23 protein-coding genes are annotated in these 26582 nt (G+C 71.2%); 9 read left to right on the forward strand and 14 right to left on the reverse strand.

Annotated features, from left to right (window positions below):
• Positions 1–7: 7 nt before the first annotated feature.
• Complete coding sequence (locus ACIRP2_RS04045) at positions 8–673, reverse strand: heme oxygenase (biliverdin-producing) (RefSeq protein ID WP_404246281.1); 666 nt, start codon at positions 671–673, stop codon at positions 8–10.
• Positions 674–937: 264 nt separating this feature from the next.
• Positions 938–1795, reverse strand: coding sequence for a type I methionyl aminopeptidase (gene map, locus ACIRP2_RS04050; RefSeq protein ID WP_404246283.1), 858 nt, complete (start codon positions 1793–1795; stop codon positions 938–940).
• Positions 1796–1853: 58 nt separating this feature from the next.
• Between map and ACIRP2_RS04055 the strand changes: the two genes are divergently transcribed.
• Complete coding sequence (locus ACIRP2_RS04055; RefSeq protein ID WP_404246285.1) at positions 1854–2084, forward strand: hypothetical protein; 231 nt, start codon at positions 1854–1856, stop codon at positions 2082–2084.
• A 39-nt stretch (positions 2085–2123) separates the two neighbouring features.
• Here the strand turns inward: ACIRP2_RS04055 and ACIRP2_RS04060 are convergent, their stop codons facing one another.
• Both ACIRP2_RS04060 and ACIRP2_RS04065 read right to left on the reverse strand, forming a co-directional pair.
• On the reverse strand, positions 2124–3425 hold the full coding sequence (locus tag ACIRP2_RS04060; RefSeq protein ID WP_404246287.1) for an MFS transporter: 1302 nt from the start codon (positions 3423–3425) through the stop codon (positions 2124–2126).
• A 174-nt stretch (positions 3426–3599) separates the two neighbouring features.
• Positions 3600–4202, reverse strand: a complete 603-nt coding sequence (locus ACIRP2_RS04065; RefSeq protein WP_404246289.1) for a hypothetical protein — start codon at positions 4200–4202, stop codon at positions 3600–3602.
• A gap of 140 nt (positions 4203–4342) precedes the next feature.
• Between ACIRP2_RS04065 and npdG the strand changes: the two genes are divergently transcribed.
• Together npdG and ACIRP2_RS04075 are read left to right on the forward strand one after the other, a co-directional pair.
• The gene (npdG, locus tag ACIRP2_RS04070; RefSeq protein WP_391741990.1) at positions 4343–5053 is read left to right on the forward strand and encodes an NADPH-dependent F420 reductase; all 711 of its coding nucleotides are present in this window, start codon (positions 4343–4345) and stop codon (positions 5051–5053) included.
• Between the two features lie 92 nt (positions 5054–5145).
• Positions 5146–5319 (forward strand): hypothetical protein, encoded by a 174-nt coding sequence (locus ACIRP2_RS04075; protein ID WP_404246292.1) that lies wholly within the window; start codon positions 5146–5148, stop codon positions 5317–5319.
• An 8-nt stretch (positions 5320–5327) separates the two neighbouring features.
• On the opposite strand, the gene ACIRP2_RS04080 is transcribed toward ACIRP2_RS04075, so the two are convergent.
• Complete coding sequence (locus tag ACIRP2_RS04080) at positions 5328–6125, reverse strand: site-2 protease family protein (RefSeq protein WP_404246294.1); 798 nt, start codon at positions 6123–6125, stop codon at positions 5328–5330.
• Between the two features lie 205 nt (positions 6126–6330).
• Between ACIRP2_RS04080 and ACIRP2_RS04085 the strand changes: the two genes are divergently transcribed.
• Positions 6331–9654: a BTAD domain-containing putative transcriptional regulator gene (locus tag ACIRP2_RS04085; RefSeq protein ID WP_404246296.1), complete on the forward strand. Its 3324-nt coding sequence runs from the start codon at positions 6331–6333 to the stop codon at positions 9652–9654.
• Positions 9655–9671: 17 nt separating this feature from the next.
• Here ACIRP2_RS04085 and ACIRP2_RS04090 read toward each other — a convergent pair whose 3' ends face one another.
• The 3 genes from ACIRP2_RS04090 to panB all read right to left on the reverse strand — a co-directional run bounded on the left by ACIRP2_RS04090 (position 9672) and on the right by panB (position 12618).
• Positions 9672–10532 (reverse strand): ABC transporter permease, encoded by an 861-nt coding sequence (locus tag ACIRP2_RS04090; protein WP_404246298.1) that lies wholly within the window; start codon positions 10530–10532, stop codon positions 9672–9674.
• Complete coding sequence (locus ACIRP2_RS04095; protein WP_404246300.1) at positions 10529–11551, reverse strand: ATP-binding cassette domain-containing protein; 1023 nt, start codon at positions 11549–11551, stop codon at positions 10529–10531. Before ACIRP2_RS04095 ends, ACIRP2_RS04090 begins: the two co-directional genes overlap by 4 nt.
• Positions 11552–11730: 179 nt before the next feature.
• Positions 11731–12618, reverse strand: coding sequence for a 3-methyl-2-oxobutanoate hydroxymethyltransferase (panB, locus tag ACIRP2_RS04100; protein ID WP_404246302.1), 888 nt, complete (start codon positions 12616–12618; stop codon positions 11731–11733).
• Positions 12619–12796: 178 nt separating this feature from the next.
• Between panB and ACIRP2_RS04105 the strand changes: the two genes are divergently transcribed.
• The 4 genes from ACIRP2_RS04105 (at position 12797) to ACIRP2_RS04120 (ending at position 17911) form a co-directional block, all read left to right on the forward strand.
• On the forward strand, positions 12797–14410 hold the full coding sequence (locus ACIRP2_RS04105) for an MFS transporter (RefSeq protein ID WP_404246304.1): 1614 nt from the start codon (positions 12797–12799) through the stop codon (positions 14408–14410).
• 131 nt (positions 14411–14541) lie between these two features.
• Positions 14542–15204, forward strand: coding sequence for a TetR/AcrR family transcriptional regulator (locus ACIRP2_RS04110; RefSeq protein ID WP_404246307.1), 663 nt, complete (start codon positions 14542–14544; stop codon positions 15202–15204).
• Between the two features lie 191 nt (positions 15205–15395).
• Positions 15396–16424: an endonuclease/exonuclease/phosphatase family protein gene (locus ACIRP2_RS04115; protein WP_404246309.1), complete on the forward strand. Its 1029-nt coding sequence runs from the start codon at positions 15396–15398 to the stop codon at positions 16422–16424.
• Between the two features lie 263 nt (positions 16425–16687).
• Positions 16688–17911, forward strand: coding sequence for an MFS transporter (locus tag ACIRP2_RS04120; protein ID WP_404246311.1), 1224 nt, complete (start codon positions 16688–16690; stop codon positions 17909–17911).
• A 255-nt stretch (positions 17912–18166) separates the two neighbouring features.
• Here the strand turns inward: ACIRP2_RS04120 and ACIRP2_RS04125 are convergent, their stop codons facing one another.
• The 5 genes from ACIRP2_RS04125 to ACIRP2_RS04145 form a co-directional block, all read right to left on the reverse strand.
• On the reverse strand, positions 18167–19921 hold the full coding sequence (locus ACIRP2_RS04125) for an NAD+ synthase (protein WP_404246313.1): 1755 nt from the start codon (positions 19919–19921) through the stop codon (positions 18167–18169).
• A 77-nt stretch (positions 19922–19998) separates the two neighbouring features.
• Complete coding sequence (locus tag ACIRP2_RS04130; RefSeq protein ID WP_404246315.1) at positions 19999–21774, reverse strand: multicopper oxidase family protein; 1776 nt, start codon at positions 21772–21774, stop codon at positions 19999–20001.
• 409 nt (positions 21775–22183) lie between these two features.
• Entirely contained in the window at positions 22184–22609 is a 426-nt protein-coding gene (locus ACIRP2_RS04135; RefSeq protein WP_404246317.1) for a CBS domain-containing protein, read from the reverse strand.
• Between the two features lie 127 nt (positions 22610–22736).
• Complete coding sequence (locus ACIRP2_RS04140; protein ID WP_404246320.1) at positions 22737–23462, reverse strand: DUF305 domain-containing protein; 726 nt, start codon at positions 23460–23462, stop codon at positions 22737–22739.
• Entirely contained in the window at positions 23459–24136 is a 678-nt protein-coding gene (locus tag ACIRP2_RS04145) for a DUF3105 domain-containing protein (RefSeq protein WP_404246323.1), read from the reverse strand. Before ACIRP2_RS04145 ends, ACIRP2_RS04140 begins: the two co-directional genes overlap by 4 nt.
• Positions 24137–24381: 245 nt before the next feature.
• On the opposite strand from ACIRP2_RS04145, the gene glnA reads away from it, so the two are divergent.
• Positions 24382–25743 carry a type I glutamate--ammonia ligase gene (gene glnA, locus ACIRP2_RS04150; RefSeq protein WP_093897617.1) on the forward strand — a complete coding sequence of 454 codons (1362 nt, stop codon included), beginning with the start codon at positions 24382–24384 and terminating at the stop codon, positions 25741–25743.
• A 207-nt stretch (positions 25744–25950) separates the two neighbouring features.
• On the opposite strand, the gene ACIRP2_RS04155 is transcribed toward glnA, so the two are convergent.
• Positions 25951–26541, reverse strand: a complete 591-nt coding sequence (locus tag ACIRP2_RS04155; protein ID WP_404246326.1) for a TetR family transcriptional regulator — start codon at positions 26539–26541, stop codon at positions 25951–25953.
• Positions 26542–26582: the final 41 nt, after the last annotated feature.

Consider the following 26582-nt stretch of genomic DNA (forward strand, 5'->3'; position numbering starts at 1 on the left):
CAGGGCGCTACGCGCTGAGCGGGAACACCTCGCCCAGCTCCCGGAACACCGCCGTGTTCAGTGCGAACGCGCGCTTGCACTCGTCGACGATGCGCTGCTTCTCCAGGTCGTCCGCGTCCACCGCGTCCAGCAGCTCGCGGTAACCCCGCTTGAACGAGGCGGGGTTGGAGATCTCCTCGAAGACATAGAACCGGACCCCGTCACCCTTGCGCGCGAAGCCCCAGGTCCGCTCCGCCTTGTCACGGATGATCTGGCCGCCCGAGAGGTCGCCGAGATACCGGGTGTAGTGGTGCGCGACGTAACCGGCGGGCCAGGTGCGGGCACACTCGGCGACCCGGGCGGCGTAGGCGGCCGTGGCGGGCAGCGGCTCCAGCCCCTCGCGCCAGCGGGCGCCCCGCAGATGGGTCAGATCGCGCTCCAGTTCGGCGGTGCGCATCAGCTCGGACTGTATGAACGGACCGGCGACCGGGTCGCTCCGCAATGCCTGGGCCCCCTCCTCCAGTGCCCGGTACACGAACCACAGCTGCTCGGTGTAGCGCGTGTACGCGTCCACTCCGAGCCGCCCACCGAGCAGGTCGCTCATGAAGGTCGAGGTCTCCGCCTCGGTGTGCTGCTCGTGCGAGGCGGTGCGGATGAGCGTCGAGAAGGGCGTGGGAGCGGCGGTTGCGTCCAAGGCGGGCCTCCGGGGGCCGAGGGGGACGGGAAGTCCGGAAAGAGACGGAAACATCGGCAGCGACCGCGTACGGCGGCGGCTGTCGACATCCCCGATCTTCCTACTTAGGCTTACCTAAGTCAACAGCTTCCCGACAGTCTGTCGGTAAAAACGATACGCCTGGTTCCACCTCTGTGCGGGAGTCCGCGGACAGCGGGAGCGGCGGGAACACGCGAAAGCGGCCGCCCGGGGGCGACCGCTTTTTCGGGGGGACCGTCCGTGTGGTTACGGGAGCGTCAGGATCTCGGCGCCCGTCTCCGTGACCACCAGCGTGTGCTCGAACTGGGCCGTACGCCTGCGGTCCTTCGTCACCACGGTCCAGCCGTCGTCCCACATGTCGTAGTCATGGCTGCCCAGCGTCAGCATCGGCTCGATGGTGAACGTCATGCCGGGCTGCATCACGGTGGTCGCGTGCGGGCTGTCGTAGTGCGGAATGATCAGACCGGAGTGGAAGGAGGAATTGATCCCGTGCCCGGTGAAGTCCCGCACCACCCCGTACCCGAAGCGCTTCGCGTACGACTCGATGACCCGCCCGATCACATTGACCTGCCGCCCCGGCCGGACCGCCTTGACGGCCCGGTTCAGCGACTCCTCGGTGCGCTCCACGAGCAGCCGGGACTCCTCGTCCACGTCGCCGCAGAGGTACGTGGCGTTGTTGTCGCCGTGCACCCCGTTGATGTAGGCCGTGACGTCGAGGTTCACGATGTCGCCGTCGCGCAGCACCGTGGAGTCCGGGATGCCGTGGCAGATCACCTCGTTGAGCGAGGTGCAGAGCGACTTGGGGAATCCTCGGTAGCCGAGCGTCGACGGGTAGGCGCCGTGGTCGCACATGAACTCATGGGCGACCCGGTCGAGTTCGTCCGTCGTGACGCCCGGGGCGATGTGCTTCGCGGCCTCCGCCATCGCCTGCGCGGCGATCCGCCCCGCGATGCGCATGCGCTCGACGGTGTCGGCGTCCTGGACCTCCGGACCGGTGTACGGAGTGGGGCCCGGCTTGCCCACGTATTCGGGGCGCCGGATGTTTCCGGGTACGGAACGGACGGGAGTGATCTCCCCGGGTACGAGCAGCGACTGGCCAGACATGTCAGCGAGTCTAACCAGCGTGCTTGGGGCAGCATGGCCCCGAGGGAAGGAGCCGATGATGGCCCTGTTCAAGAAGCGCACGGTCGGCAAGCCGGGCGAGTGGTACTACTGCCTGCAGCATCACAAGGTCGAGGAAGGCCCCGAGTGCCCGGCCAAGGACCGTTTCGGGCCGTACGCCTCCCCCGAGGAGGCGCGCCACGCGATGGAGACGGCGCAGGAGCGGAATCTGGAGTGGGAGACGGACCCCAAGTGGCACGACCGGGGCACGCCGCCTGATCCGGAGGCCTGACCCGGGGCCGGGACCGGGGCATGCCCCGGTCCCCGTTCCTCAGGCACCGGACGGGCTCGACTCCCTGGCTGCGCGCCTGCGCACCGCGTCCTCGTCCGTCTCGGAGTCGTACGTCAGCAGCTTCGGCAGCGCCGCGGTCAGCAGCGCGACCGAGGCGACGCACGCCACGCCCCCGCCCCAGATCGCGGAGCGGGTCCCCGTCCACCCGGCCATCGCACCGGCCCGCACCTGGCCCAGTTGCGGGCCGACGCTGTACGAGAGCACCTCGATGCCCGCCAGCCGGCCCCGCAGCTCCTCAGGGATGGTCTGGTTCCAGATGGTGGAGCGGCCGAGACCGCTGAGCATGTCGCCCGCGCCCGCCACCGCCAGACAGAGCAGCACCAGCCACACGTTGCCGAACCATCCGGCCGCCGCGATCGCCAGCCCCCAGGCCGCCGCCCCGAACACCACGAAGAGCCCGTGCCGCCGTACCCGCGACGTCCAGCCGCTGGTCAGGCCCAGGACCAGGGAACCGACCGACCCCGCCGCGTACATCAGGCCCAGCGACCACTCGGCGTCCAGTTCGTCGGCGAGGAACGGGAAGATCGTGTTCGGGAAGGCGAAGAACATCGCCGCCAGATCGACCGCGTACGTCCCCAGCAGCACCGGCCGGCTCCAGGCGTACCTCGCTCCCTCCGCTATGCCGCGCAGCGAGGGCTTCCCACTGTCCGGGGAGGGCGGCGCGGGTGCCAGCCGCAGGCACAGCAGCACGGAGACGGTGAACGTGGCGACCGTGACCGTGTACGCCGTGGCGTGTCCGGCGTAGGCCACCACCAGTCCGGCCACCGCCGGGCCGGTGATCGCGCCGAACTGCCAGCGCAACGAGTTCAGCGCGGCGGCCGCGGTCAGCTGGTCGTGCGGCACGATCCGGGCCATCAGGGAGTCCAGCGCGGGCCGCTGGAGCCCGGCGAGCGCGGAGACCCCGCCCGCGACCAGATAGAGCGGCCAGAGCAGGGGGTCGGGCAGCGCGGCGTTCACCAGGAGGACGAGGGCGAGCAGCCCCAGCCCCGCCTCGGTGCCCAGGATCACCTTGCGGCGGTCCGCGGAGTCCGCGAGCGCCCCTCCGTACAGGCCGAAGACGACCAGCGGCACCAGCTCGACCGCGCCCATCGCGCCGACGGCCAGCGGTGAACCCGTCAGCTCCTTGATCTGGAGCGGCAGCGCGATCAACGCCATGAAGCTGCCGAAGTAGGTCACCAGGCCCTGGATCCACAGCAGCCGGAAGTCGGCCGAGGAACGCAGTGGCGAGAGATCGGGCAGCAGTGCGCGCAGCCGGGTGGCAGGGGAGGGAGCCGAGGTCACGAGAGGCCATGCTCCGGCGCCCCGGGTGCACGCTGCAACAGCTTTTCCCGGCGGCCGCGGAGCCGGGGGGCGGGGACGCACGGCGGTCGGGCCGCCCGGAGGCCCGGCGGATCGTGCCGTCGCCCTGCACGGTCTGCACGGCGCCCCGGCGGATCGTGCCGCCGGCCCCGGCCCTCACCACCGGGCCGGTGGTGGCGCGGTCAGCTGGTCGGCGAGCCGGGACAGCCGGTCCCGGAAGCGGCGGCGGCCGCGCGGCGCGGGGACGCTGTTCTCCCCGGCGGCCGCGCTCACCAGGTGCTGCACGGTGTCCAGGTCGACGTCGTCGGTGGCGGTCACCGCGAGCGTCTCGTGGGCGAGCCCCCGTACCTCGGGGTCGCCGCCGTCCAGCGAGAGGACCGTCGCCCCGGCCCGACGGGCGTCGTGCACCCGCTCCAGCAGACCGGCGCCGGGCCGCTGCGGGGCCACCAGCAGCAGCGTCTCGCCCCGTCCGGCCGCCTCGATCCGGGCCAGACCGACGGCCAGATGCGCCGGACCCTCCGGATCCACCCGATGGCGCACCAGGGTGGGCGCCAGCTCCGGCAGCCCGGACCAGGCGGACTCGTCGACCAGATGGGCCGCCAGATGCCACGGCTCGTACTCCACCGTGCCCACCAGCAGCAGACCGCCGCCGTGCGGGACGACGGAGGACCTGAGCGCCCCGGCGAACCGCCGGGTCGCCGCGGGCCACTCCGTCCCGGCGAGCACTTCTCGCAGCAGGGCGACACGTACGGCATCCATGGCCCGGCATCATGCCCCAGGGCCCGGCCCCGCCACCGGTGAACGACGCCGGACCCCCCGAACGGGTCCGCCACCGCGAGCCGGACGGCCGGTGGGACGACGGAACGTTCCTTCCCAGCGCGGGCAGTAGTGTCGCAGCCATGACTACGAATGACAGTGGCAGCGCGCCCAAGCCCCCCGCCAAGGACCCGTGGGACCTCCCGGACGTGTCCGGACTGACCGTCGGCGTGCTCGGCGGCACCGGGCCGCAGGGCCGCGGGCTCGCCTACCGCTTCGCCCGCGCCGGGCAGAAGGTGATCATCGGTTCCCGTGCCGCCGACCGCGCGCGGACCGCCGCCGACGAGCTCGGCCACGGTGTCGAGGGCGCGGACAACGCCGAGTGCGCGCGCCGCAGCGACGTCGTGATCGTCGCCGTGCCGTGGGAGGGTCACGCCAAGACCCTGGAGTCGCTGCGCGACGAGCTCGCGGGCAAGCTCGTCATCGACTGCGTCAACCCGCTCGGCTTCGACAAGAAGGGCGCCTACGCCCTGAAGCCCGAGGAGGGCAGTGCCGCCGAGCAGGCCGCCGCCCTGCTGCCGGAGTCCCGGGTCACCGCGGCCTTCCATCACCTCTCCGCCGTGCTGCTGCAGGACGAGGCCATCGAGGAGATCGACACCGATGTGCTGGTGCTCGGCGAGGCCCGCGCCGACACCGACCTCGTGCAGGCGCTGGCGGGCCGGATCCCCGGCATGCGCGGCATCTTCGCGGGGCGGCTGCGCAATGCCCACCAGGTCGAGTCGCTGGTCGCCAACCTGATCTCGGTCAACCGCCGCTACAAGGCGCACGCGGGGCTGCGTACCACCGACGTCTGAGCGCGTTCCCGCCCCACCCTGCGGCGAGCGGAAAGGGGCATGGGGGACACTGGACGGGACCGTGCACCACTCCCGGACAGGAGCCGCCCCCCATGCCCCGCCTCGCTCTCTACGCCACCGCCGTCTGCGTCCTGGCCGTCGTCGCGGCCGTGATCTCGTTCGTCCAGGGCAGCTGGCTCGGGATCGTCTGGGTGCTGCTGGCCGGCCTCTCGTCCAACATGGCGTGGTTCTACCTCCGTCGGCAGCGCGCACAGGCCGCCGGCTGAGCGGCGATTCAGAGGTTGACCGCGCAGGCCGGATCGGCCGCCTGCCAGAAGCGGTAGGTGTCGAATCCGCAGTACGTCGTGAACTCGCTGATGCCCAGTGTCCGCAACAGTGCGTGGATCGCGTCGAAGAACGCGTGGTTGACCTCGGGGATCCACAGCACGCCGAAGACCGCGATCAGCCCGAACGGGGCGAACGGCTCCACCTGCCGGCGGATCCGGTACGAGAGCCAGGGTTCGATCACGCCGTAGCCGTCCAGCCCCGGCACCGGGACGAAGTTGAGGATCGCCGCGGTGACCTGGAGCAGCGCCAGGAATCCCAGCGCGTACTGGAAGCCGACCGGCACGCCGTCCAGCGCGTGCAGCCAGAACGGCGCCGTGCACACGATCGCGAACAGCACGTTCGTCAGCGGCCCCGCCGCGGAGATCAGACTGTGCTTCCAGCGACCACTGATCCGGCCCCGCTCGATGAAGACCGCGCCGCCCGGCAGACCGATACCGCCCATGATCACGAACAGCACCGGAAGCACGATGCTCAGCAGCGCATGCGTGTACTTCAGCGGATTCAGGGTCAGATAGCCCTTCGCCCCGATGGAGATGTCCCCGCTGTGCAGCGCGGTGCGGGCATGCGCGTACTCGTGCAGACAGAGCGACACCACCCAGGCCGCCGTCACGAAGAGGAAGAAGGCGATTCCGGGCTGCTTCGCGAAATCCGTCCACACCGCCCAGGCCGACACCGCCATCACGGCGACGATCCCGAGGAAGACCGGGCTGATCCGCCGGTCGCTGCGGCTGCTTGCGGTGGTCATCGGCGAACTCCTGGTGGCTGGCCGGAAGGGGGGCGGGGCGACGGGCGGCGAGAGCGACCGTACAGCCGACACGTCACAAACGTCTCGCGCCGGGGCGGTGGTTCCGTGAAGGGTGGGGGCATGACGAGCGATGCCGGCACACGGCGAACACGAGTACGTCCGAACGTGCGTCCCGTTCCCGATCCCGGTCACGGAGAATAGGCGCGTGCGTTACTGCATCCTCGGGACCACTCTGGCACTCCGCGACGACGGCACGGCCGTAGCCCTCGGCGGGGCACGGCTGCGCGCGCTCCTCACCGTTCTCGCGCTGCGCCCCGGCCGCGCCGTCCCGGCCGCCGTCCTCATCGACGAGGTGTGGGACGACGACCCGCCGGCCGACGCGGTGGGCGCCCTGCAGGCGCTCGTCGGCCGGCTGCGGCGGGCGCTCGGCCATGCGGCCGTCGCCTCGGCGGAGAACGGCTACCGGCTCGCCGTGGAGCCGGACGCGGTCGACCTGTACCGCTTCGAACGGCTCGCGGCGGAGGGGGCACGGGCGCTGGAGGAGGGTGACGCGGCGAAGGCCCAGACCGTGGTCGCCGACGCGCTCGCCCTGTGGCGGGGGCCGGTCCTGGCCGATCTCCCCGACCGGGGTGCCGTCGCGGCCCGCTGGGCGGCCCGGCGCCTGGACGCCCGGCGCACCGGGCTCGCCGCGGCCCTCGCGCTCGGCCGCGCGGACGAGGTCCTGCCCGAACTGCTCGCCCTCTGCGCCGAGCACCCGATCGACGAACCCCTCCAGGCGCTGCGGCTGCGGGCCCTGCGCGACGCCGGGCGCCCGGCACAGGCACTGGCCGCGTACGACGAGATGCGCACCCTGCTCGCCGACCGTCTCGGTACCGATCCCGGTCCCGAACTGCGTTCCCTGCATGCCGAATTGCTCCACCAGGCCCCGGAGCGACCGCTCATGGCGGCCGAGCCGGTCCCGGCCGCCCGTACCCGGGCCCCCGCGGTCCCGCAGGGCAACCTCCGGGCCCGGCTCACCAGCTTCGTCGGGCGCGAGGACGACATCGACGCCCTGCACGAGGACCTCTCGCATACCCGGCTGGTCACCCTCCTGGGCCCCGGCGGGGCGGGCAAGACCCGGCTCTCCCAGGAGGCCGCCGAGTCCTTCGCCGCCGCCTGGCCGGACGGCGTCTGGCTGGCCGAACTCGCCCCCGTCGACGACCCCGAGGCGGTACCGGAGGCCGTGCTGACCGCGCTCGGCGCCCGCGAGACCGTGCTGCGCGGGGCCGGCGCCGAGGAGCTGAGGGTCGCCGAGGGCAATGCCGGCGACCCCCTGGTGCGCCTCACCGAGCACTGCTCGCGGCGCCGGATGCTCCTCCTGCTGGACAACTGCGAGCACGTCGTCGAGGCCGCCGCCACCCTCGCCGACCATCTCCTCGCCCATTGTCCGGAACTCACCGTGCTGGCCACCAGCCGCGAACCCCTCGGGGTGCCCGGCGAGTTCGTGCGGCCCGTCGACCCGCTGCCGGACCCGGTGGCGCTCCGGTTGTTCACCGACCGCGGCGCCGCCGCGCGGCCCGGCTTCCGGGCCGACGCGGACGAGGAGACCGCCGCGGCCGCCGCCGAGATCTGCCGCCGCCTCGACGGGCTGCCGCTCGCCATCGAACTCGCCGCGGCCCGGCTGCGGATGCTCACCCCGCGCCAGATCGCCGACCGGCTCGACGACCGGTTCCGCCTGCTCACCAGCGGCGCCCGTACCGTCCTGCCCCGCCAGCAGACGCTGCGTGCCGTCGTCGACTGGTCCTGGGACCTGCTCGACGACTCCGAACGGGCCGTGCTGCGCCGCCTGTCGGTCTTCGCGGGCGGCTGCACCCTGGCCGCCGCCGAGGCCGTCTGCACGGACGACCCGCGGGGCGTGCCCGAGGTCGCCGGGCTGCTCGGCTCGCTCGTCGACAAATCCCTCGTCGTCGCCGCGCCCGTCGACGACGGCGAGATGCGCTACCGGCTGCTGGAGACCGTGGGCGAGTACGCCGCCGAACGGCTCGACGAGGCGGCCGAGCGGGACGCCGTGGAGCGGCGCCACCTGGTGCACTTCCGGGAACTGGCCCGGACCGCCGATCCCGAGCTCCGCGGCGCCGGGCAGCGGGCCGCCATCGACCTTCTTCAACGCGAGTACGAGAACCTCCGCACCGCCCTGCGCCGGGCCGTCGCCGCCCGCGACGAGCAGGAGGCGCTCTGCCTCGTGCTGTCGTTGTGCTGGTACTGGCAGATGCGCGATCTGCGCACCGACGCCCTGCACTGGGCCGACATGGCCGCCGCGCTGGGCCCCGACCCGTTCGCCGGGCCCGCCGAACCCGCGCCGTCCCTGCACGAGCGCTGCATCGACGCGCCGCCGCCCATGTCGCCCGAACTGCTCCAGGAGGCACGGCGTCAGGTGGCCCTGGTCCAACTGGTCAGCATGGACCACTCCCAGGACGTGTGGACCGACGCGAGGGGAATGGCCCGGTTGCGCGTCATCGCGGACACCTACCACGCGGGCCAGCCGCAGACCTGCCGCACCCCGGCGTCGCTCTGGTTCTTCGCGGTCATGCTGACCGGTGGTGCCGACGACCTGCGCGAGCTGCTGGACGAAACGGTCCACGCCAGCCGGGAACTCGGCTACGCGTGGGAACTGGCCGGCGCGCTCCAGATGCGCGCCAACGTGTTGGCCAACCGGTCCGAATGGGCGGGCGACGCGCGCCGTGACGCGGACGAGAGCCTGGAGATCTTCGTCCGCCTCGGCGACGACTGGGGCGCCGCCGAGGCGCTCTCCTCCCGGGGCGAGGCCAACGAGAAACGGGGCGAGTACGCGCGCGCGGCCGAGGACTACCAGGCCGCCATCGGCTACGCGCGAAAGATCGGCGCCGAGTCCCAGGTGTCGGTTCTGCGGTCCCGGTACGCGTCCGTGCTCACCGAACTCGGCCGCGGCGACGAGGGCGAGGTGATCCTGCGGGAGGTGGTCGCGGAGGGACGTACCGGTCACGAGGCGATGCCCGCCGCCCGGCTCTACCTCGCCCTGTGGCTGGGACGGACCGGGCGCACCGGCGAGGCCCGGGAGCAACTGGAAGCGGTGCGCGAGGAGTTCCGCTCCGAGACGCTGGCCATCTTCGAGGGCTTCATGCTGGGCGGACTGGCCTGGCTGGACAACCAGGACGGCCGGTACGCCGAGGCCGTGCCCAAGGGACTGAACGCGCTGGTGCGGTCCCACGACCGACTGTCCCAGATGGTGGCGCCCCATATGTCCGTCATCTATCTCGTCGGCCTCGCACGGTCGTTGGCCGGCATCGGCGGCGAGCGCCGGGCCACGGCCGCGGCCCGGCTGCTGGGGGCCGGCCGCGCTCTGCTGCCCCGGGGGCACGCACCGACGTGGATGGAGCGGCACGACCGGGCCGAGGCGGAACGACTGGCCGTCACCGTCCTCGGCCGGCCCGCCTACGAGAGCGCGTACGCCGAGGGCGGCGGCCTCTCCCTGGAGGAGGCCACCGCCCTCGGCGAGGTGTACCGGGACTGAACCGTCACCGGTGCGCGTCAGGTCCGCTTGCGGAACTTGGCGACCGCGAGCGGTGCCGTCACCGCTGTGATCACCACCGCCCAGCCGAGCGTCAGCCACACCGAGTGGGCGACCGGCCCGCCGATCATCAGCCCGCGTGCCGCGTCCGCCAGGTTGGACAGCGGGTTGTAGTCGGTGAACGCCTGGAGCCAGCCGGGCATCGTGGCGGTCGGGGCGAAGATCGAAGAGCCGAACTGCAGCGGAATGAGCACCAGCATCCCCAGTCCCTGAACCGCCTGGGGTGTCTTCAGGGACAGCCCGAGCAGAATGAAGATCCACATGATGGCGGCACCGAAGGCCGCCGACAGGCCGACGGCCGCGAGCAGACCCAGCACCGAGGTCTTCAGCTCCATGCCGAGCAGGAAGCCCATGCCCAGCAGGATCGCCGTGGCGACCATCATCCGGCCCAGTTCGACCGCGATCTTCGCGACGAGGACCGAGGACCGGGCGATCGGCATCGTCCGGAACCGGTCCATGACCCCCTTGTGGAAGTCCTCGTTGACACCGGTCCCGACCGCGGTGGCGATGTTCATGCCCATCATCGCCATCAGGCCGGGGACGACGTAGTTGATGTACGTCTGCCGGTCGCCGCCCAGGCTCGACCCGATGGATCCGCCGAAGACGTACACGAACAGCAGGGTGAAGATGATGGGCATCAGCAGCACGTCGAACATCGACTCCGGATCCTTCTTGATCTGGAGCAGATTGCGCCGCATCAGCGCCCCGATGTGCCGCAGATTGCCGCGCAGCCCGATCCGGCCCTCACCGGCGGGCGCCTTCGGCCGGCCGGCGGCGGTGGGGGTGTCGACGGGAGCGGGCTTCTGGATCGTCGTGCTCATGCCGCGACCTCCGCGGGGATCGTGTCGGTGGCGGAAGTGCTCTTCTCGCCGGTGATGGCCAGGAAGACCTCGTCCAGGCTGGGCAGCGCGGTGGCGACATGGGCCAGCGAGAAGCCCCGGGTGCCGAGCAGGCCGATGACGGCGGTCAGCTGCTCGTCGCTGAGGATCGGCACGTACAGCAGCCCTTCGTCGGGGACGGCCTGGGCGCCCGCGATCCCGTCGAGGCCGGCCTCCCTGAGCGCCTGTGCCATCGCGGGCAGCTGCGCCGGGTCCGAGGGCCGGATCTGCAGGGTGCGGCCGCCGACCTTCGCCTTGAGCTCGTCGACCCCGCCGTTGGCGATGATCCGGCCCTTGTCGATGACGGTGAGCTCGTTCGCGAGCTGCTCCGCCTCCTCCATGTACTGGGTGGTGAGCAGGACGGTCGCCCCCTCCGCGACCATCCGCTGCACCTCGTCCCAGACCTCGTTGCGGGTCCGGGGGTCGAGCCCGGTCGTCGGCTCGTCCAGGTAGAGCACGGCCGGGCTGCCGATCATCGACGCGGCCAGGTCGAGGCGGCGCCGCATGCCGCCGGAGTAGTCCATCGCGGCGCGCCTGGCGGCATCGGTGAGCGAGAACCGCTCCAGGAGCTCGTCGGCACGCGCGCGGGCGACTTTGCGCGGCAGATCGAGCAGCCGCCCGATCATGTAGAGGTTCTCCCAGCCGGAGAGCTTCTCGTCGACCGAGGCGTACTGCCCGGTCAGGCCGATGGTGCGGCGCAGCTGCCGGGGCTGCTTCACCACGTCGTAGCCCGCCACGACGGCGTGCCCGGCGTCGGGGACGATCAGGGTGGACAGGCAGCGTACGAGCGTGGTCTTGCCGGCTCCGTTGGGGCCGAGCACACCGAGCACGGTGCCCTCGCGGACATCGAGGTCCACGCCGTCCAGAGCCTTGGTCGAGCCGTAGTGCTTGACCAGTCCCCGGACCTCGACGGCGTTCGGGCCGCTCCTGGGGTTCTTGTCGATTCGCGTCATGCCCACCATGGGACCAGGTGCCACCGACAGTCCGCCGACAACGGGCCGACAGCCCGCCGATGGGGGATGTCGGCGGGCTGTCGGTGGTGCGGGCAGTGGTCCTGATCCGGGGTCCGTGCCGCTGAGCGGGCGGGCCCCGGGGAACCGGGGTCTGTGGTCCGGATCACGCCGGATCCGGACGAGAGGCCCTAGTGGAAGGTGTGCTCCGCGGCCGGGAACGCGCCGCCCACGACCTCTTCCGCGAACTCCTTCGCGGCATCGCCCAGCACCTGGCGGAGGTTCGCATACTGCTTGGTGAAGCGCGGCACCTTGCCGCCGGTCAGCCCGACCATGTCGGTGTAGACCAGCACCTGGGCGTCCGTGTCCGGACCGGCTCCGATGCCGACGGTCGGGATGTGCAGGGTGCGGGTGACCTCGGCGGCCAGTTCGGCCGGGACGAGCTCCAGGACGACGGAGAACGCGCCCGCGTCCTGCACGGCCTTGGCGTCGCGCAGCAGTTGCTGGGCGGCCTCCTCGCCGCGGCCCTGCACCCGGTAGCCCATCGCGTTGACGGACTGCGGGGTCAGGCCGATGTGGGCCATGACCGGGATGCCGGCGTCGACCAGCAGCCGGATCTGCTCGTGGCTGCGCTCGCCGCCCTCCAGCTTGACCGCGCCGACACCGGACTCCTTGATCAGCCGGGTGGCGTTGCGCAGGGCCTGGACCGGCCCCTCCTGGTAGGCCCCGAAGGGCAGGTCGGCGACGATCAGGGCACGCTTGGTGCCCCGTACGACAGCGGCGGAGAGGATCGCGATCTCGTCCATCGTGACGGGCACGGTGGTCTCGTAGCCGAGGTGGCAGTTCCCCATGGAGTCACCGACCAGCATGACCGGGATGCCGGCCTCGTCGAAGACGGACGCGGTCATCGCGTCGTAGGCGGTGAGCATGGGCCACTTCTCGCCGCGCTCGGTCGCGGCGGCGATGTCATGGATGGTGATACGGCGGGTGCCCTTGCCTCCGTACAGCGCCTTGCTGCTGTCGGTGGTGGCTCCCGCGGGGGTGGCGGCGGACTTCTTCTGCGCAGCCTGAAGCGACATTGCCAACGGCTCCTTCGTCATCTCGAGGCGCCCTGACGGCGTCCCCGGACCGGTTCCATGGTGGCATCCCGCGGCCGTCCACGGGAAGTGGGCCCACCCGCCCGCGTCCGTGTCGGCGCCCGGCAGAGACCTTCCAATACGAGACGGTGTCGTATCGAAATCGTATAAGCTCCCCGACATGTCAATACCGTCGGGCGCTCGCCCCGCCCTGCCCCAGGTTCCCGAGGCGGTTCACCGCCGCCGTTGGGCGATCCTCGTCGTTCTGATGTTCAGTCTGCTCATCGTGGTGCTGGACAACTCGATCCTGAACGTCGCGGTCAAGACCATCGCCAGCCCCGCACCCACCGGCATCGGTGCCACCCAGAGCGAGTTGGAGTGGGCGATCAACGCCTACACGCTCGTCTTCGCCGGACTCCTGTTCACCGCGGGACTGCTCGGCGACCGCATCGGTCGCAAGAAGGTGCTGCTCTTCGGCATCCTCCTGTTCGGAGTCGGCTCCGCCTTCGCCTCCATGTCCGGCTCGCCCGGCGAACTGATCACCTGGCGTGCCGTGATGGGCTTCGGTGCCGCGTTCGTCATGCCCGCCACGCTCGCCGTCCTGATGAACGTCTTCGAACGCGACGAGCAGCCCAAGGCCATCGGTATCTGGGCCGGCAGCGTCGGCCTCGGCATCGCGATCGGCCCGATCACCGGCGGGCTGCTGCTCGAACACTTCTGGTGGGGCTCGATCTTCCTGGTCAACGTGCCCGTGGTGGTCGTCGCGCTGATCGCGATGGTGCTGCTGGTGCCGGACTCCAAGGACCCGAAGCCGGGCCGGACCGACCCCGTCGGGGTGCTGCTGTCCATCGTCGGTCTGGTCCTGCTGGTGTACGGCATCATCCGCGGCGGAGAGCTCGCCGACTTCACCGACCCCGTCGTGCTCCTCTCGGTCGTCGGCGGCCTGATCGTCCTGGCGGCGTTCGTCCTGTACGAGAAGCGCACCAGCCACCCGGCCCTCGACGTCACGTACTTCAAGGAGCCGTCGTTCTCCGCGGCCGTCGCCGCCATCGCGCTGGTCTTCTTCGCGCTCATGGGGGTGACCTTCTTCTCCGCCTTCTACATGCAGAGCGTGCGTGGCTGGAGCGCGCTGGAGGCCGGTCTGCTGATCCTGCCGCTGGCCGCCGCCCAGATGATCTTCGCGCCGCGCGCCCGGCTGGTCGTCGGCCGGTTCGGTGCCCGCCTGGTCTGCAGCGTCGGCATGCTGCTCGTCGCGTTGGGCCTCGCGGCCTTCGCGCTCTTCGACGCCACCACGCCGGTCTGGGTGCTGTGCGTGCTCTTCTTCGTGCAGGGTACGGGCATGGCGCATGTGATGACGCCGGTCACGGTCTCCGTGATGCAGGCGCTGCCCAGGGAGAAGGCCGGTTCCGGATCGGCGGTCAACAACACGTTCCGGCAGGTCGGCGGGGCGCTCGGCATCGCCGTGCTCGGCTCGGTGCTGTCCACCGTCTACCGCAGCAGCATCGAGGGTCACCTCGGTGCGCTCCCTGCCGCCGCCCGGCAGGCGGCGGGGGAGTCGATCGAGGCGACGCTCGGCATCGCGGACAAGCTGGGCCCGGCGGGTGCCCCGCTGGTCGCCGCCGCGAACGACGCGTTCCTGAAAGCCATGCACGTCACCGCCCTCGGTTCGGCTGCCGTCGCCCTGGTGGGCATGTTCGTGGTCGCGTTCTTCCTGCCCGGGAAGACGCCCGTCGAACAGAGCTCCAGTGGTTCCGGCGAGAGCGAGCCCTCGGTACCCGCCGAGGCGGGCCGGTGACGGCCCCGGAGAGCTGAGAAGTGCCGCCTCCGGGTCCCGGCCATTCCCGGGACCCGGAGGCGGCGCATCGGAGCACCGCCGCCTTCGGCGAGAATCGGAAGGGTGGAGGGTGCGGCGAGAGGCGGATTCAGGTGCAGGTCGAGGCGCAGGAACAGGGCCAAAACCACTCGGTTCGGCAGGATCCGGAACCGCGAAGGGGCCGACCGCGCAGTGCGGCGGCCGAGCGGGCGATCCTCGACGCCGTCGTCCAACTGCTGGAAGCGGGTGAGCCCCTCGCCGGCGTCTCCATCGAGCGGATCGCCCGGACCGCCGGCGTCGGCAAGGCGACCATCTACCGGCGCTGGAGCGGCAAGGAGGAACTCTTCGTCGACGTCCTGCGCGACATCGAACCCCCCGAACCCACCGTCTCCGGCACCGCAGGCCTCGACGACCTGCGGCTGCTGCTGGACTCCCTGCGCAGACGCGGCCTGGCCCAGCGCTCCTCCGTCCTGCTCCACAACGTCTTCGCGCAGATGAAGAGCCACCCCAAGCTGTGGTCCGCATACCAGTGCACCGTCATAGCGCCCCGCCGCGCCGCCATGCTGGCCGCCGTGCGGCGGGCCGTCGACGCGGGCGAGCTGCGCGGGGACCTGGACGTGGAGCTGGTGAACGACCTGTTCCTGGGGCCCATGCTCGTCCGCACCATCCACCGGCCCGAGGCCCCGCTGCCCGAGGACCTCGCCGACCGCATCATCCGGACCCTCACCGAGGGCCTCGCCCCCCGGCCGGGTTCCGCCCCGGCCGCCGACGGCTGACGCGCCCGGGGTCCGCGCGAGTGTGATCGTTCTGTCACAAGCCCCCGCACACCGCTCCTGTCAGGAACCCAGCGGGCCCCGCCCTTCGTCCTCGTGGCAGTACGGCCGTCGTGGACGGCAGGAAACGCGCCACCCATCACCTAGGGTCGAGGGCGCGGCGATACGCACGGCAAGGCAGTGAGGACAGCGCGATGGTGCAGGCGTACGGAGCGGACACCGGGAACGACCGTACGGGGCCGCAGCGCACCGGGTCCGGATCCCGTTTCCGGGACCTGCGCGACAAGTGGACCCGCGACCCGGGCATCTGGCGGCGCGGAATCGTGCTCGCCCTCTGCGCGGTCCTCCTCACCCTGGTGATGGCCTTCCACGCGAAGATCCCGAACACCATCGGCAACCTGGGCAGCCTCTCCGAGACGTTCCTGCCGTGGATCGGCGCGTTCGTCCCGCTGCTGCTGATCCTGGGGCTGGTGCGCCGTTCGGCGACCGCGCTGATCGCTCTGCTGCTGCCGATCGTGGTCTGGTTCAACGTCTTCGGCGGGCTGCTCACCGACAAGTCGGGCAGCGGCGGCGACCTCACCGTGGCCACGCACAACGTCAACGCCGACAACCCGGACCCGGCGGGCACCGCCCGGCAGGTCGCGGGCTCCGGCGCCGACATCATCGCCCTGGAGGAGCTGCCGACCCGCCAGGTGTCGAAGTACGAGGCGGCGCTGGCCGAACGGTTCCCGTACCACTCGGTGCAGGGGACCGTCGGCCTGTGGAGCCGGTACCCGATGAGCAACACCCGGCCGGTCGACATCAAGATGGGCTGGACCCGGGCGATGCGCTCCACGGTGAAGACGCCCCGGGGCGAGGTGGCCGTCTATGTGGCCCATCTGCCGTCCGTACGGGTCAAGCTGCACGCCGGATTCACGGCCAACCAGCGCGACGACAGCGCGGACGCCCTGGGCGAGGCCATTGCCGACGAGCGGCTCGGCAAGGTGATCCTGCTCGGTGACCTCAACGGCACCATGAACGACCGCTCGCTCAACGCGGTCACCTCGCAGCTGCGGTCCACCCAGGGCGCGGCCGGCAACGGCTTCGGCTTCAGCTGGCCGGCGTCGTTCCCGATGGCGAGGATCGACCAGATCCTGGTGAAGGACGTCGAGCCGGTGTCGTCGTGGACGCTCCCGTCGACGGGCAGCGACCATCTCCCGATCGCCGCACGCCTGAAGCTGTGACGGGTACGAGGCAGGACCGCCGTCCGGCCCGGCCGGCCGCTCCGTACCGCCGCCCGCGTCCAACCCTGCCGAAACGGTCCGTTCACCTCGCGGAACAATCCGTCTGAGAGAATTTGTTCCGACTGGGAATCAAGGGTGGCCGGCGAGGGAGCCGGCCCGGCCGCGCGCCGTCCTGCCCGGGTTCCTTCCTCTGCTCCCGCCCCGACCGGTCAGCCACGCCCGGCCGGGGCGGACGCGTCTCCACTGCGGAAAGGTTTCCCCTCATGCCTCTGGCTCTGCTCGCACTCGCTGTGAGCGCCTTCGGCATCGGTACCACGGAGTTCGTGATGATGGGCCTGCTGCCCCATGTCGCGGACGATCTCGGCACCTCCGTACCCACCGCCGGACATCTCGTCTCGGCGTACGCGATCGGCGTCGTCGTCGGCGCACCACTGCTCACCGCCGTCGGCTCCCGGATCCCGCGCAAGCGGATGCTCCTGCTGCTGATGGCCCTCTTCACCCTCGGTAATCTCGCCTCCGCGCTCGCTCCCGGATTCGGCTGGCTGATCGCAGGCCGGTTCCTCGCCGGCCTGCCGCACGGGGCGTTCTTCGGCGTCGGCGCGGTGGTCGCCGCCCGACTGGTCTCCGAGGGGCGGCGGGCACGGGCCGTGGCGACCATGTTCCTCGGCCTCACCGTGGCCAACATCATCGGCGTCCCGGCGGCCACCCTGCTCGGTCAGCACCTCGGCTGGCGGGCCACCTTCCTGGTGGTCGCGGCGATCGGGCTCTGCGCGATGGCGGCGCTCGCCCGCCTCGTACCGTACGTACCCGTCGACGCCCACCAGGGCCTGGGCCGCGAGCTGCGCGCCCTCGGCGACCGACAGGTGCTGCTCGGCCTGCTCACCGCCGTCCTCGGCTTCGCCGGGGTCTTTGCCGTGTACTCCTACCTCTCGGCCATGACGACCGAGGTGATGGGCTTCGGCGAGTCCTCGGTGACGCTGGTGCTCGCGCTCTTCGGCATCGGCATGACGCTGGGCGCACTCGCGGCGGGCCCGCTCACGGACCGGGCGCTGCGTCCGACGCTGTACGGATCGCTCGGCGCCCTCGCCGTCGTCCTGCTCGTCTTCCCGTTCGCCGCTCATGTGCGGTGGGCGGCGCTGGTGACGGTCGTCCTGCTCGGCGGGGTCGGCTTCATGACGACCACCCCGCTTCAGATGCTGGTCATGAACAAGGCCAGGCATGCCCCGACCCTGGCGTCCGCCTCCAACCACTCCGCGTTCAATCTCGCCAACGCGGGCGGTGCGTGGCTGGGCGGCGCGGCGATCGCGGCGGGCTGGGGCTGGACGTCCCCGGCCCTGGTCGGCGCGGCCCTCGCCGTCGCGGGCCTGGCGGTCGCGGTCGTGGCCGGCCTGCTGGACCGGGACCGTCCGAGCCCGTCGCGGATCGTCGCGGGCGCGGAGGCGGAGGCACGAACCGCACTCGGCGAGGTCCGGGCGAACGCGCGCTGAGGCGCGCGGGCGCACGTGACCCCCGAACGCCGTGCGGGCCTCGATTCCGGGCCCGCACGGCGTTCGGGGGACCCCACGCCGGCCGACGGGCTCCGGCGCGACCGGCCTCTCCGCTCCGTGCGGCGGCCCGCGGCGGGACGGGCGCTTCCGCCCTGGACCGCGGCAGGCCGGGTCGGGCCCGAGCCGGCGCCGGAGGGCGAGCCCGACCCGGGCCGTGAGGCGGCCGAGGACCGGACGGCCCCGGTGCCTCACGGCTCAGACCGATTCGCGCCACCGGTTCGTGATCGGCAGCCGCCGGTCCTTGCCGAAGCCCTTCGGGGAGATCTTCGTGCCCGGCGGGTACTGCCGCCGCTTGTACTCGGCCGTGTCCACCATGCGCAGCGTCTTCGTCACCAGGGCCTCGTCGAACCCGGCCGCGACGATCTCGTCCAGACCCTGGTCCCGGTCGACGTACAGCTCCAGGATCCGGTCCAGTACGTCGTAGTCGGGCAGCGAGTCCGTGTCGACCTGGCCCGGCCGCAGTTCGGCGCTGGGCGGCTTGGTGATGGACGCCTCCGGGATCGGCGGCGTCTGCCCGCGCTCCTCGGCGGCGCGGTTGCGCCACTTCGCGAGGCGGAAGATCGACGTCTTGTAGACGTCCTTGATCGGACCGTACGCGCCGACCGAGTCGCCGTACAGCGTCGAGTAGCCGACCGCCAGTTCGGACTTGTTGCCCGGGGCCAGGACGATCTGGCCCTCCTGGTTGGAGACGGCCATCAGCATCGTGCCGCGCAGCCGGGACTGCAGGTTCTCCTCGGCGAGGCCGGTGAGGCCCAGCGAGCCCATGTACGCGTCGAACATCGGCTCGATCGGTACGGTGCGGAAGTTCAGCCCGGTACGGCGGGCCAGCTCGGCCGCGTCGCCCTTGGAGTGGTCCGAGGAGTACTTCGACGGCATCGAGATGCCGTACACGTTCTGCGCGCCCAGCGCGTCGCAGGCGATGGCCGCGACCAGCGCCGAGTCGATCCCGCCGGAGAGCCCGATCAGCACGCTGCTGAAGCCGTTCTTGGCGGCGTACGCACGCAGGCCCACGACCAGCGCGGAGTACAGCTCCTCGTCGTCGTCGAGCCGCTCCGCGTACCCGCCGGCCAGCTCGGGCTCGTACGCCGCGAGGGGCTCCTCGGAGAGCACCACGCGATCGATCCGCAGCCCGTCGTTCACCACGCCCGACGGCGCCTCGGCCTCGGCGGCCGGCAGATCCAGATCGAGCACGACGCTGCCCTCGGCGAACTGCGGGGCACGGGCGATCACTTCGCCGTCGCGGTCGACGACGATCGAGTCACCGTCGAAGACCAGCTCGTCCTGGCCGCCGATCATCGCCAGATACGCGGTGGTGCAGCCGGCCTCCTGGGCCCGCTTGCGGACCAGCTCCAGCCGGGTGTCGTCCTTGTCCCGCTCGTACGGCGAGGCGTTGATCGACAGCAGCAGTCCGGCGCCCGCTGCCCGTGCGGCCGGCACCCGGCCGCCGTCCTGCCAGAGGTCCTCGCAGATCGCGAGCGCCACATCGACGCCATGCACCCGCACCACCGGCATCGAGTCGCCCGGCACGAAGTACCGGAACTCGTCGAAGACGCCGTAGTTGGGGAGGTGGTGCTTGGCGAAGGTCAGCGCGACCTGCCCGCGGTGCAGCACCGCCGCGGCGTTCTGCGGGGCGCCGGCCGGCTGCCCGTAGCGCGGCTGGGCCGTTTCGGAACGGTCGAGGTAACCGACGACGACCGGCAGCTCCCCGAAGCCCTCCGCTTCGAGACGGGCGGCGAGCGCGCGCAGGGCCTGACGCGAGGCCTCGACGAAGGACGACCGCAGGGCCAGGTCCTCGACGGGGTAGCCGGTCAGCATCATCTCGGGGAACGCCACCAGATGGGCGCCCTGCTCGGCGGAGTGCCGGGTCCAGTGGACGATCGCCTCGGCATTGCCGGAGAGATCACCGACGGTCGAGTCGATCTGATTCAGTGCGAGGCGTAGTTGAGGCACGCGCACCAGTGTAATCGTCTGACTGACGCGATGTCCTCGCGGGCCGCGCGCCTGCGGGGCGGCCCGCCGGGAACGGGTCAGCGGCGGTAGCCGAGGACCGTCATCATGCCCACGTCCGAGTGGTAGATGTTGTGGCAGTGGAGCATCCACAGGCCCGGGTTGTCGGCGTCGAACTCCACGGCCAGCGAGCTGTGCGGGCGCACGATCGCGGTGTCCTTGCGCGCCCATGAGGCCGCTCTCCGGTGGGAGGCCCGGTGCTGCGGTCCCGCCGCTCCCACCACGCCGAACGAGTGCCCGTGCAGATGGATGGGGTGCCACATCGTCGTGACGTTGTAGAACTCCAGCCTGACCCGCTCGCCCGCCTTGACCGGACGGCGTCGGTCGGGGTTGTACGGCTCGCGGTCGAAGGCCCAGTCGAACGCCTTCATGTTGCCGGTCAGTTTGAACCGGATGGTGCGGTCGGGTTCGCGGACGGACAGTGCCACGGACCCGTCCGGCGACAGTTCGCCCGCCTCGACCAGCTTTCCGTCCAGTTCCTTCGGCCGCACGGAGGCGGTGGGTGCCGAGCCCGTCCCGGTACGGAGCAGGGCCAGCGCCGACGCCCGCTTGCCCTCGGCGAGCGCGGTCAGCGGGAACACTCCGTCCCCGGCGGTGACGATCACGTCGTACCGCTCGCCCATGCCCAGCAGCAGGGCGTCCGTCGTGGTGTGCCGGACCGGGTAGCCGTCGGTGTGGGTGATCGTCATCCGGTGGCCGCCGAGCGCCACGCGGAAGGCGGTGTCGCCGCCCGCGTTGATGATGCGCAGCCGGATGCGGTCGCCGGGCTTGGCGGAGAAGGAGGAGGGCGACTTCGGGACGCGGCCGTTGATCAGGTAGTAGGGGTACGCGACATTGCCTCCGTGGCTGTCGAGCAGTTTGCTGAAGGAGTCCGTCATGATCCGCGAGGGGCCGGAGCGGCGCTTGGCGGACTTGGGGGACTTGGGGGACCCGGCGTGTCCGCTGCCCCCCGTGTCGCCCTTGTCGTCCATGTCGCCCTCTTGGTCCATGTCGCCGTGGCCCGAGCCGTCCTGGTCCATGCCGCCGTGGTCCATGCCGCTCTGGTCCGAGCCGCCGTGGTCCATGCCGCCCCTGCCCCCGCTCAGCTCGTCGAGCACCGAGTCGGGCGTGGAGCCGTCCACCCCGTCGACCCAGTCGTCGAGGACGACGACCCATTCCTTGTCGTACTTGAGGGGCTCCTTCGGATCGTCGACGATCAGTGGCGCGTACAGCCCGCGGTCCTGCTGGACACCCGTGTGCGGATGGAACCAGTACGTCCCCGGGTGCGGCACCTTGAAGCGGTACACGAATTCCGCGCCCGGCCTGATCGCCTTCTGGGTCAGGTCGGGGACGCCGTCCATGTCGTTGCGCACGTTGAGGCCGTGCCAGTGCAGGGTGGTCGTGGCCGGAAGGTGGTTGGCGAGGGTGAGTGTCACGTTGTCGCCCACCGCGAACCGGAGTTCCTGGCCGGGCAGCCGGGCCTCGTAGGCCCAGGAGCCGACGACGAGCCCGCCGCCCAGGTCGAGGCGGGACGGGGTGGCGGTGAGGTCGAACTTCCGCGAGGGGCCGGAGGGCCGCTTCGCCTCGGCCGCGGCGACCTCCTCCCCGTCGGGGGAGACGTACTCGCCCGTGGACCTCCCCCCGTGGGAGGTCCCGTGGTTCATGCCGCCGCGGGTCGTGCCGTCGGCGTCGGCGCCGCCGGCCTTCGTGCCGCTGCGGTCCGTCTCGGATGCGCCGGAACAAGCGGCCAGGACCGTCGTACCGGCGGTGGCGACAGCGGCGCCGAGCACGGCGCGCCGGGAGGGTGGAGTGCGCATGACGGAGAGCACCTCGGGGTGTTGTCGGTGGACGGTCTGCTGGGGGAGGGGCGGCACCCCTTCCGTATCCGCAGCACCGACAACGGGGCACGACGCGTCCGGCCCGGTCGGGCGTCCGGCCCGGGAACCGGCGACACCGCGCCGCCCCCGACGAGGTGGGCGACCTCGATGGGCAGCACGACGGACGGAGACAACCGTCCGTATGTCGCACATCCACTCAGTGTCATGTCGAGCACCCTACCCCTGCTGGGTATGCACCGCGCGGGGAGACGTACCGGAGGAGTGCTGAAACGTATCTCCTCAGTGCTGCGGGGCTCGGCGGGCGCACAGCACAGCGCACGGCACAGCGACCCGGTACCCCGCGTGCGCGAGGGGTACCGGGCCGTTGAACGGTGCGTTCGGGAAACGGTCAGCCGCGGGCGTAGACCTTCTCCGCCCAGGCGGCGATCTGTTCCTCGGAGAGGTGCTGTGCCAGATCGGCCTCGCTGATCATGCCGATCAGCTTCTTGTTCTCGACCACCGGAAGCCGGCGGATCCGATGGGTCTGCATCTCCTCCAGAACCTTCTCCACATTCGCCTCCGCGTCGATCCAGCGCGGGGTGCCGTGGGCGAGGTCGCCCGCGGTCATCCTCGACGGATCGTGTCCCATCGCCACACAGCCGACCACGATGTCGCGGTCCGTGAGGATGCCGATCATCCGGTCCTCCTCGCCGTTGGCCGAGATGGGCAGCGCGCCCACCTTGTGGTCGCGCATCAGCTGTGCGGCGCGGTCGAGCGTCTCGTGCGCGGGGATCCATGTGGCCCCGGTGTGCATGATGTCCTTGGCGGTGGTCATGAGGGCTTCCTCCTGCGTGCCGTCGGGCATGCTGTTCGACCCCGAGGGAACCCATCGTCATCGCCCCGTTCGGCGTACGCGACCGCTATCACCCGTTCGGGTGTATCTGCGGCTCGGAGGGAATCCTTCAGGACCGGGGCTTCGCCCCTCGTGCCGTCAGCATCCGCGCCATCGTGTCCAGCTCGGACTGCTGGGCGTCGGCCATCCCCTGGGCCAGGCGCTTCTCCACCTTCACCGTGCACAGCCGGGCGCAGCCGCGAGCCATGTCGATGCCGCCCTTGTGGTGGTCGGTCATCAGCTGGAGATACAGGACCTCGGCGCCCCTGCCGCTCGCCCTCCGGAGCCGGTCCAGCTCGGCCCGGGTGGCCATGCCGGGCATGAGGGAGCCGTCGTGCGCCCGGTACCCGGTCCCCGGGCCCCCCGTCCCCGCCGTGCCGTCCATGCCGTCCATGGCGTGTCCCTCGTGCCCGCCGGCCGCCATCCAGGCCATCGGCTCCTGACCGGCGGCCGCCTTGGGCAGTTCCCACAGGTCCAGCCAGCCGAGCAGCATGCCCCGCTGGTTGGCCTGCGTATTGGCGATGTCGTACGCGAGGCGGCGCACCTCCTCGTCACGCGTGCGGTCACGCACGAGGAAGGACATCTCCACGGCCTGCTGATGGTGGACCGCCATGTCGCGGGCGAAACCGGCGTCCGCCGAGTCCACCGCGGGCGTGCGCGGGGCGGGGGCGGCGGCATGGTGGGCACCGCCGTCCCGCGCCGAGGCGACCGTCGCCACCCCCGCGAACAACAGCGCGAGCCCGACGCCGGAGCCCGCCACCCACTCGACGCGCCGGCCACGCCGTACAGCGGTCACGGGGTCCCCAGCCCGCCCGTGCACGCCGCGCCGGGCTCGGGGGTCTGCGGCCCCTGCACGAACGCGGCGAAGAACCGGCCGACCCGCGGATCGTCGGCGCCGTCCACCGTCAGCTGATTGCCCCAGGCACTCAGCATGATCGTCCCGGCCTGGTCCTTGTACGGGCTCATCAGCGAGTACGGCGTCCGGCCGACCCGCTCGGCGAGCTTCGCCACATCGGCGTCGGAGGCCTTGTCGGTGTACGTCACCCACACCGAGCCGTGCTCCAGCGAGTGCACGGCGTTCACGTCGGGGATCGCCTTCCGGTAGACCTCGCCGTCGCAGTTCATCCATACGGGGTTGTGGTCACCGCCGACCGGGGGCTTCATCGGGTACGTGACCGGCGTCGTGACGTGGTTGCGGGTCAGCTTCTTGGCGTCCCACGTCTTCAGGCCCTCGATCGGCCCGTCGGCCGGCTTCTGCTGATCCGTCGCGGGCGCCTTGGCGTCCTCGGCCCGGACGTCCTGCTTCTTCTCCGACGCCTCGGACTTGTCCAGCACCATGTACGAGCCGAAGCCGACCAGCCCCACGACGACGAGGACGCTCAGGCTTATGGCCAGGACACGGTTGCGGCGCTCGCGGGCACGGGCGGCGTTGTGCATCGGCTCCATAGGGGTCCTGCGGTCGAAGCTCATGGCGTCGGGTCCTTCTGCGAAGGGGCGGGGGGTGACAGGAATCGGTCGGGAGAACCGGCGTGCACCGGGCGATCGCGAAGCCGCTCCACCCCGTGCGCACCATGGGCGCCGATCGTAGTGGGTGGCCGGGTGCTCCATCTCACGTCGTGTGCGTAATCTGGGTGAAATCCCGGGTCGTGATACTGGAGTTCCTCCCCTACCCCGGGCGGTGGTGCACGGACCGTCTGAACTGCAAGGATGTAGCTATGGACAAGCAGCAGGAATTCGTCCTCAGAACGCTTGAGGAGCGCGACATCCGCTTCGTACGGCTGTGGTTCACCGATGTCCTCGGCTACCTCAAATCCGTTGCCGTGGCCCCCGCCGAACTGGAACAGGCGTTTGACGAGGGCATCGGCTTCGACGGCTCGGCCATCGAGGGCTTCGCCCGGGTGTACGAGTCCGACATGATCGCCAAGCCGGACCCGGGGACGTTCCAGATCCTGCCGTGGCGCGCGGAGGCCCCCGGTACGGCCCGGATGTTCTGCGACATCCTGATGCCCGACGGCTCGCCGTCCTTCGCCGACCCCCGCTACGTCCTCAAGCGCATCCTGGCCAAGACCTCCGACCTGGGCTTCACCTTCTACACCCACCCGGAGATCGAGTTCTTCCTGCTGAAGGACAAGCCGGTGGACGGCAGCCGCCCCACCCCCGCCGACAGCTCCGGCTACTTCGACCACACCCCGCAGAACGTCGGCATGGACTTCCGCCGCCAGGCGATCACCATGCTCGAATCCATGGGCATCTCGGTCGAGTTCAGCCATCACGAGGGCGCCCCCGGCCAGCAGGAGATCGACCTGCGGTACGCGGACGCGCTCTCCACCGCCGACAACATCATGACCTTCCGCCTGGTGATGAAGCAGGTCGCGCTGGAGCAGGGGGTGCAGGCGACGTTCATGCCGAAGCCGTTCTCCGAGTACCCCGGCTCGGGCATGCACACCCACCTCTCCCTCTTCGAGGGCGACCGCAACGCCTTCTACGAGTCGGGCGCCGAGTACCAGCTGTCCAAGGTCGGCCGCTCCTTCATCGCCGGCCTGCTCACCCACGCCGCGGAGATCTCCGCCGTGACCAACCAGTGGGTCAACTCCTACAAGCGCATCTGGGGCGGCTCCTCCCGCGCCGCGGGCGCCGGTGGCGAGGCCCCCTCGTACATCTGCTGGGGCCACAACAACCGCTCCGCCCTCATCCGCGTCCCCATGTACAAGCCCGGCAAGACCGGTTCGGCCCGCGTCGAGGTCCGCTCCATCGACTCCGGCGCCAACCCCTATCTGACCTACGCGGTGCTGCTCGCCGCGGGCCTCAAGGGCATAGAGGAGGGCTACGAACTCCCGGCCGGTGCCGACGACGACGTCTGGGCGCTGTCCGACGCGGAGCGCCGTGCGATGGGCATCGAGCCCCTGCCGCAGAACCTGGGCGAGGCGATCTCGCTGATGGAGAAGAGCGAACTGGTCGCCGAGACGCTCGGCGAGCACGTCTTCGACTTCTTCCTGCGCAACAAGAAGCAGGAGTGGGAGGAGTACCGCAGCGAGGTCACGGCCTTCGAGCTGAAGGCCCTGCTGCCGGTGCTGTAGGCGCGGTTCGAAAGCGAGCGGCTTCGGGCCGACGGTGCCATGCCGTCGGCCCGAAGCTGTTTCACCCGCCCCGGGACGTCCTGGGCCGCCCGGTGTCCCAGCGGCGTCCTCGTGCGTGCTGTCCGCGGCCGCTCGGTGCGGGGCGTGCTCGCACCCGAGGCGAGGGCCGACCCCGCGCCGCGGACCCGTACCCGCGCCCCTTCTCGCTCAGTCGAAGCGGCAGCCCATCTCGTTCAGGATCTCGTCGATCACCTCGGCGGGCTCCCGGGCCAGGTCCTCCTCGATCCACATGCGCATGGCGATCCGCAGCGAGGACAGGAACGCCGCGGCCAGGACCGGGGGGCGGACCGCCTTCTCCGTCGGGCCCCGGCGCACCGCCATGGCATCGGCCAAGTCCCTTTCCAGGGTCGCGTGGTTGGCCAGTTGCCGGGCGAGCAGTGAGGGGTGCCGCATCGCCAGCCTGGTCCGCAGGGCCCACTCGCGCTCCGGCGGTGCGACCCGTTCGGCGAACTGTGTCATGGCTGCCCGCAGCGCGGTCCACGCGCTCTCCTCGGCGGGGCGGTCGCGCACAGTCTGGACGAGGGCCCTGATCTGCTGCTCCTCGCCGTACAGGAGAGCGTCCTCCTTGCCCGTGAAGTAGTTGGAGAACGTTCTGCGGGAGATTCCGGCCGCGTCTGCGACGGCCTCCACCGTGACGTGGTCGAAGCCGTGCTCGACGGTCAGCCGCAGCGTCGCCTCGTGCACGGCCTGCCTCGTGGCTTCCTTCTTGCGTTCCCGCAGTCCCACAGAGCTCTCCATGGGTTCAGTATCGCCCCGGTGGGCATAATTGCACAGTGGGC

Origin of the sequence: Streptomyces sp. NPDC101194 (genome assembly GCF_044767885.1) — a bacterium.
Taxonomy (GTDB): domain Bacteria; phylum Actinomycetota; class Actinomycetes; order Streptomycetales; family Streptomycetaceae; genus Streptomyces.

Coding starts and splice junctions, on each gene's coding strand:
- map (WP_404246283.1), bottom strand. CDS start 1,795: ATGTCTGGCCAGTCGCTGCTCGTACCCGGGGAGATCACTCCCGTCCGT.
- ACIRP2_RS04055 (WP_404246285.1), top strand. CDS start 1,854: ATGGCCCTGTTCAAGAAGCGCACGGTCGGCAAGCCGGGCGAGTGGTAC.
- ACIRP2_RS04065 (WP_404246289.1), bottom strand. CDS start 4,202: ATGGATGCCGTACGTGTCGCCCTGCTGCGAGAAGTGCTCGCCGGGACG.
- npdG (WP_391741990.1), top strand. CDS start 4,343: ATGACTACGAATGACAGTGGCAGCGCGCCCAAGCCCCCCGCCAAGGAC.
- ACIRP2_RS04075 (WP_404246292.1), top strand. CDS start 5,146: ATGCCCCGCCTCGCTCTCTACGCCACCGCCGTCTGCGTCCTGGCCGTC.
- ACIRP2_RS04080 (WP_404246294.1), bottom strand. CDS start 6,125: ATGACCACCGCAAGCAGCCGCAGCGACCGGCGGATCAGCCCGGTCTTC.
- ACIRP2_RS04090 (WP_404246298.1), bottom strand. CDS start 10,532: ATGAGCACGACGATCCAGAAGCCCGCTCCCGTCGACACCCCCACCGCC.
- ACIRP2_RS04095 (WP_404246300.1), bottom strand. CDS start 11,551: ATGGTGGGCATGACGCGAATCGACAAGAACCCCAGGAGCGGCCCGAAC.
- panB (WP_404246302.1), bottom strand. CDS start 12,618: ATGTCGCTTCAGGCTGCGCAGAAGAAGTCCGCCGCCACCCCCGCGGGA.
- ACIRP2_RS04105 (WP_404246304.1), top strand. CDS start 12,797: ATGTCAATACCGTCGGGCGCTCGCCCCGCCCTGCCCCAGGTTCCCGAG.
- ACIRP2_RS04115 (WP_404246309.1), top strand. CDS start 15,396: ATGGTGCAGGCGTACGGAGCGGACACCGGGAACGACCGTACGGGGCCG.
- ACIRP2_RS04120 (WP_404246311.1), top strand. CDS start 16,688: ATGCCTCTGGCTCTGCTCGCACTCGCTGTGAGCGCCTTCGGCATCGGT.
- ACIRP2_RS04130 (WP_404246315.1), bottom strand. CDS start 21,774: ATGCGCACTCCACCCTCCCGGCGCGCCGTGCTCGGCGCCGCTGTCGCC.
- ACIRP2_RS04135 (WP_404246317.1), bottom strand. CDS start 22,609: ATGACCACCGCCAAGGACATCATGCACACCGGGGCCACATGGATCCCC.
- ACIRP2_RS04145 (WP_404246323.1), bottom strand. CDS start 24,136: ATGAGCTTCGACCGCAGGACCCCTATGGAGCCGATGCACAACGCCGCC.
- glnA (WP_093897617.1), top strand. CDS start 24,382: ATGGACAAGCAGCAGGAATTCGTCCTCAGAACGCTTGAGGAGCGCGAC.
- ACIRP2_RS04155 (WP_404246326.1), bottom strand. CDS start 26,541: ATGGAGAGCTCTGTGGGACTGCGGGAACGCAAGAAGGAAGCCACGAGG.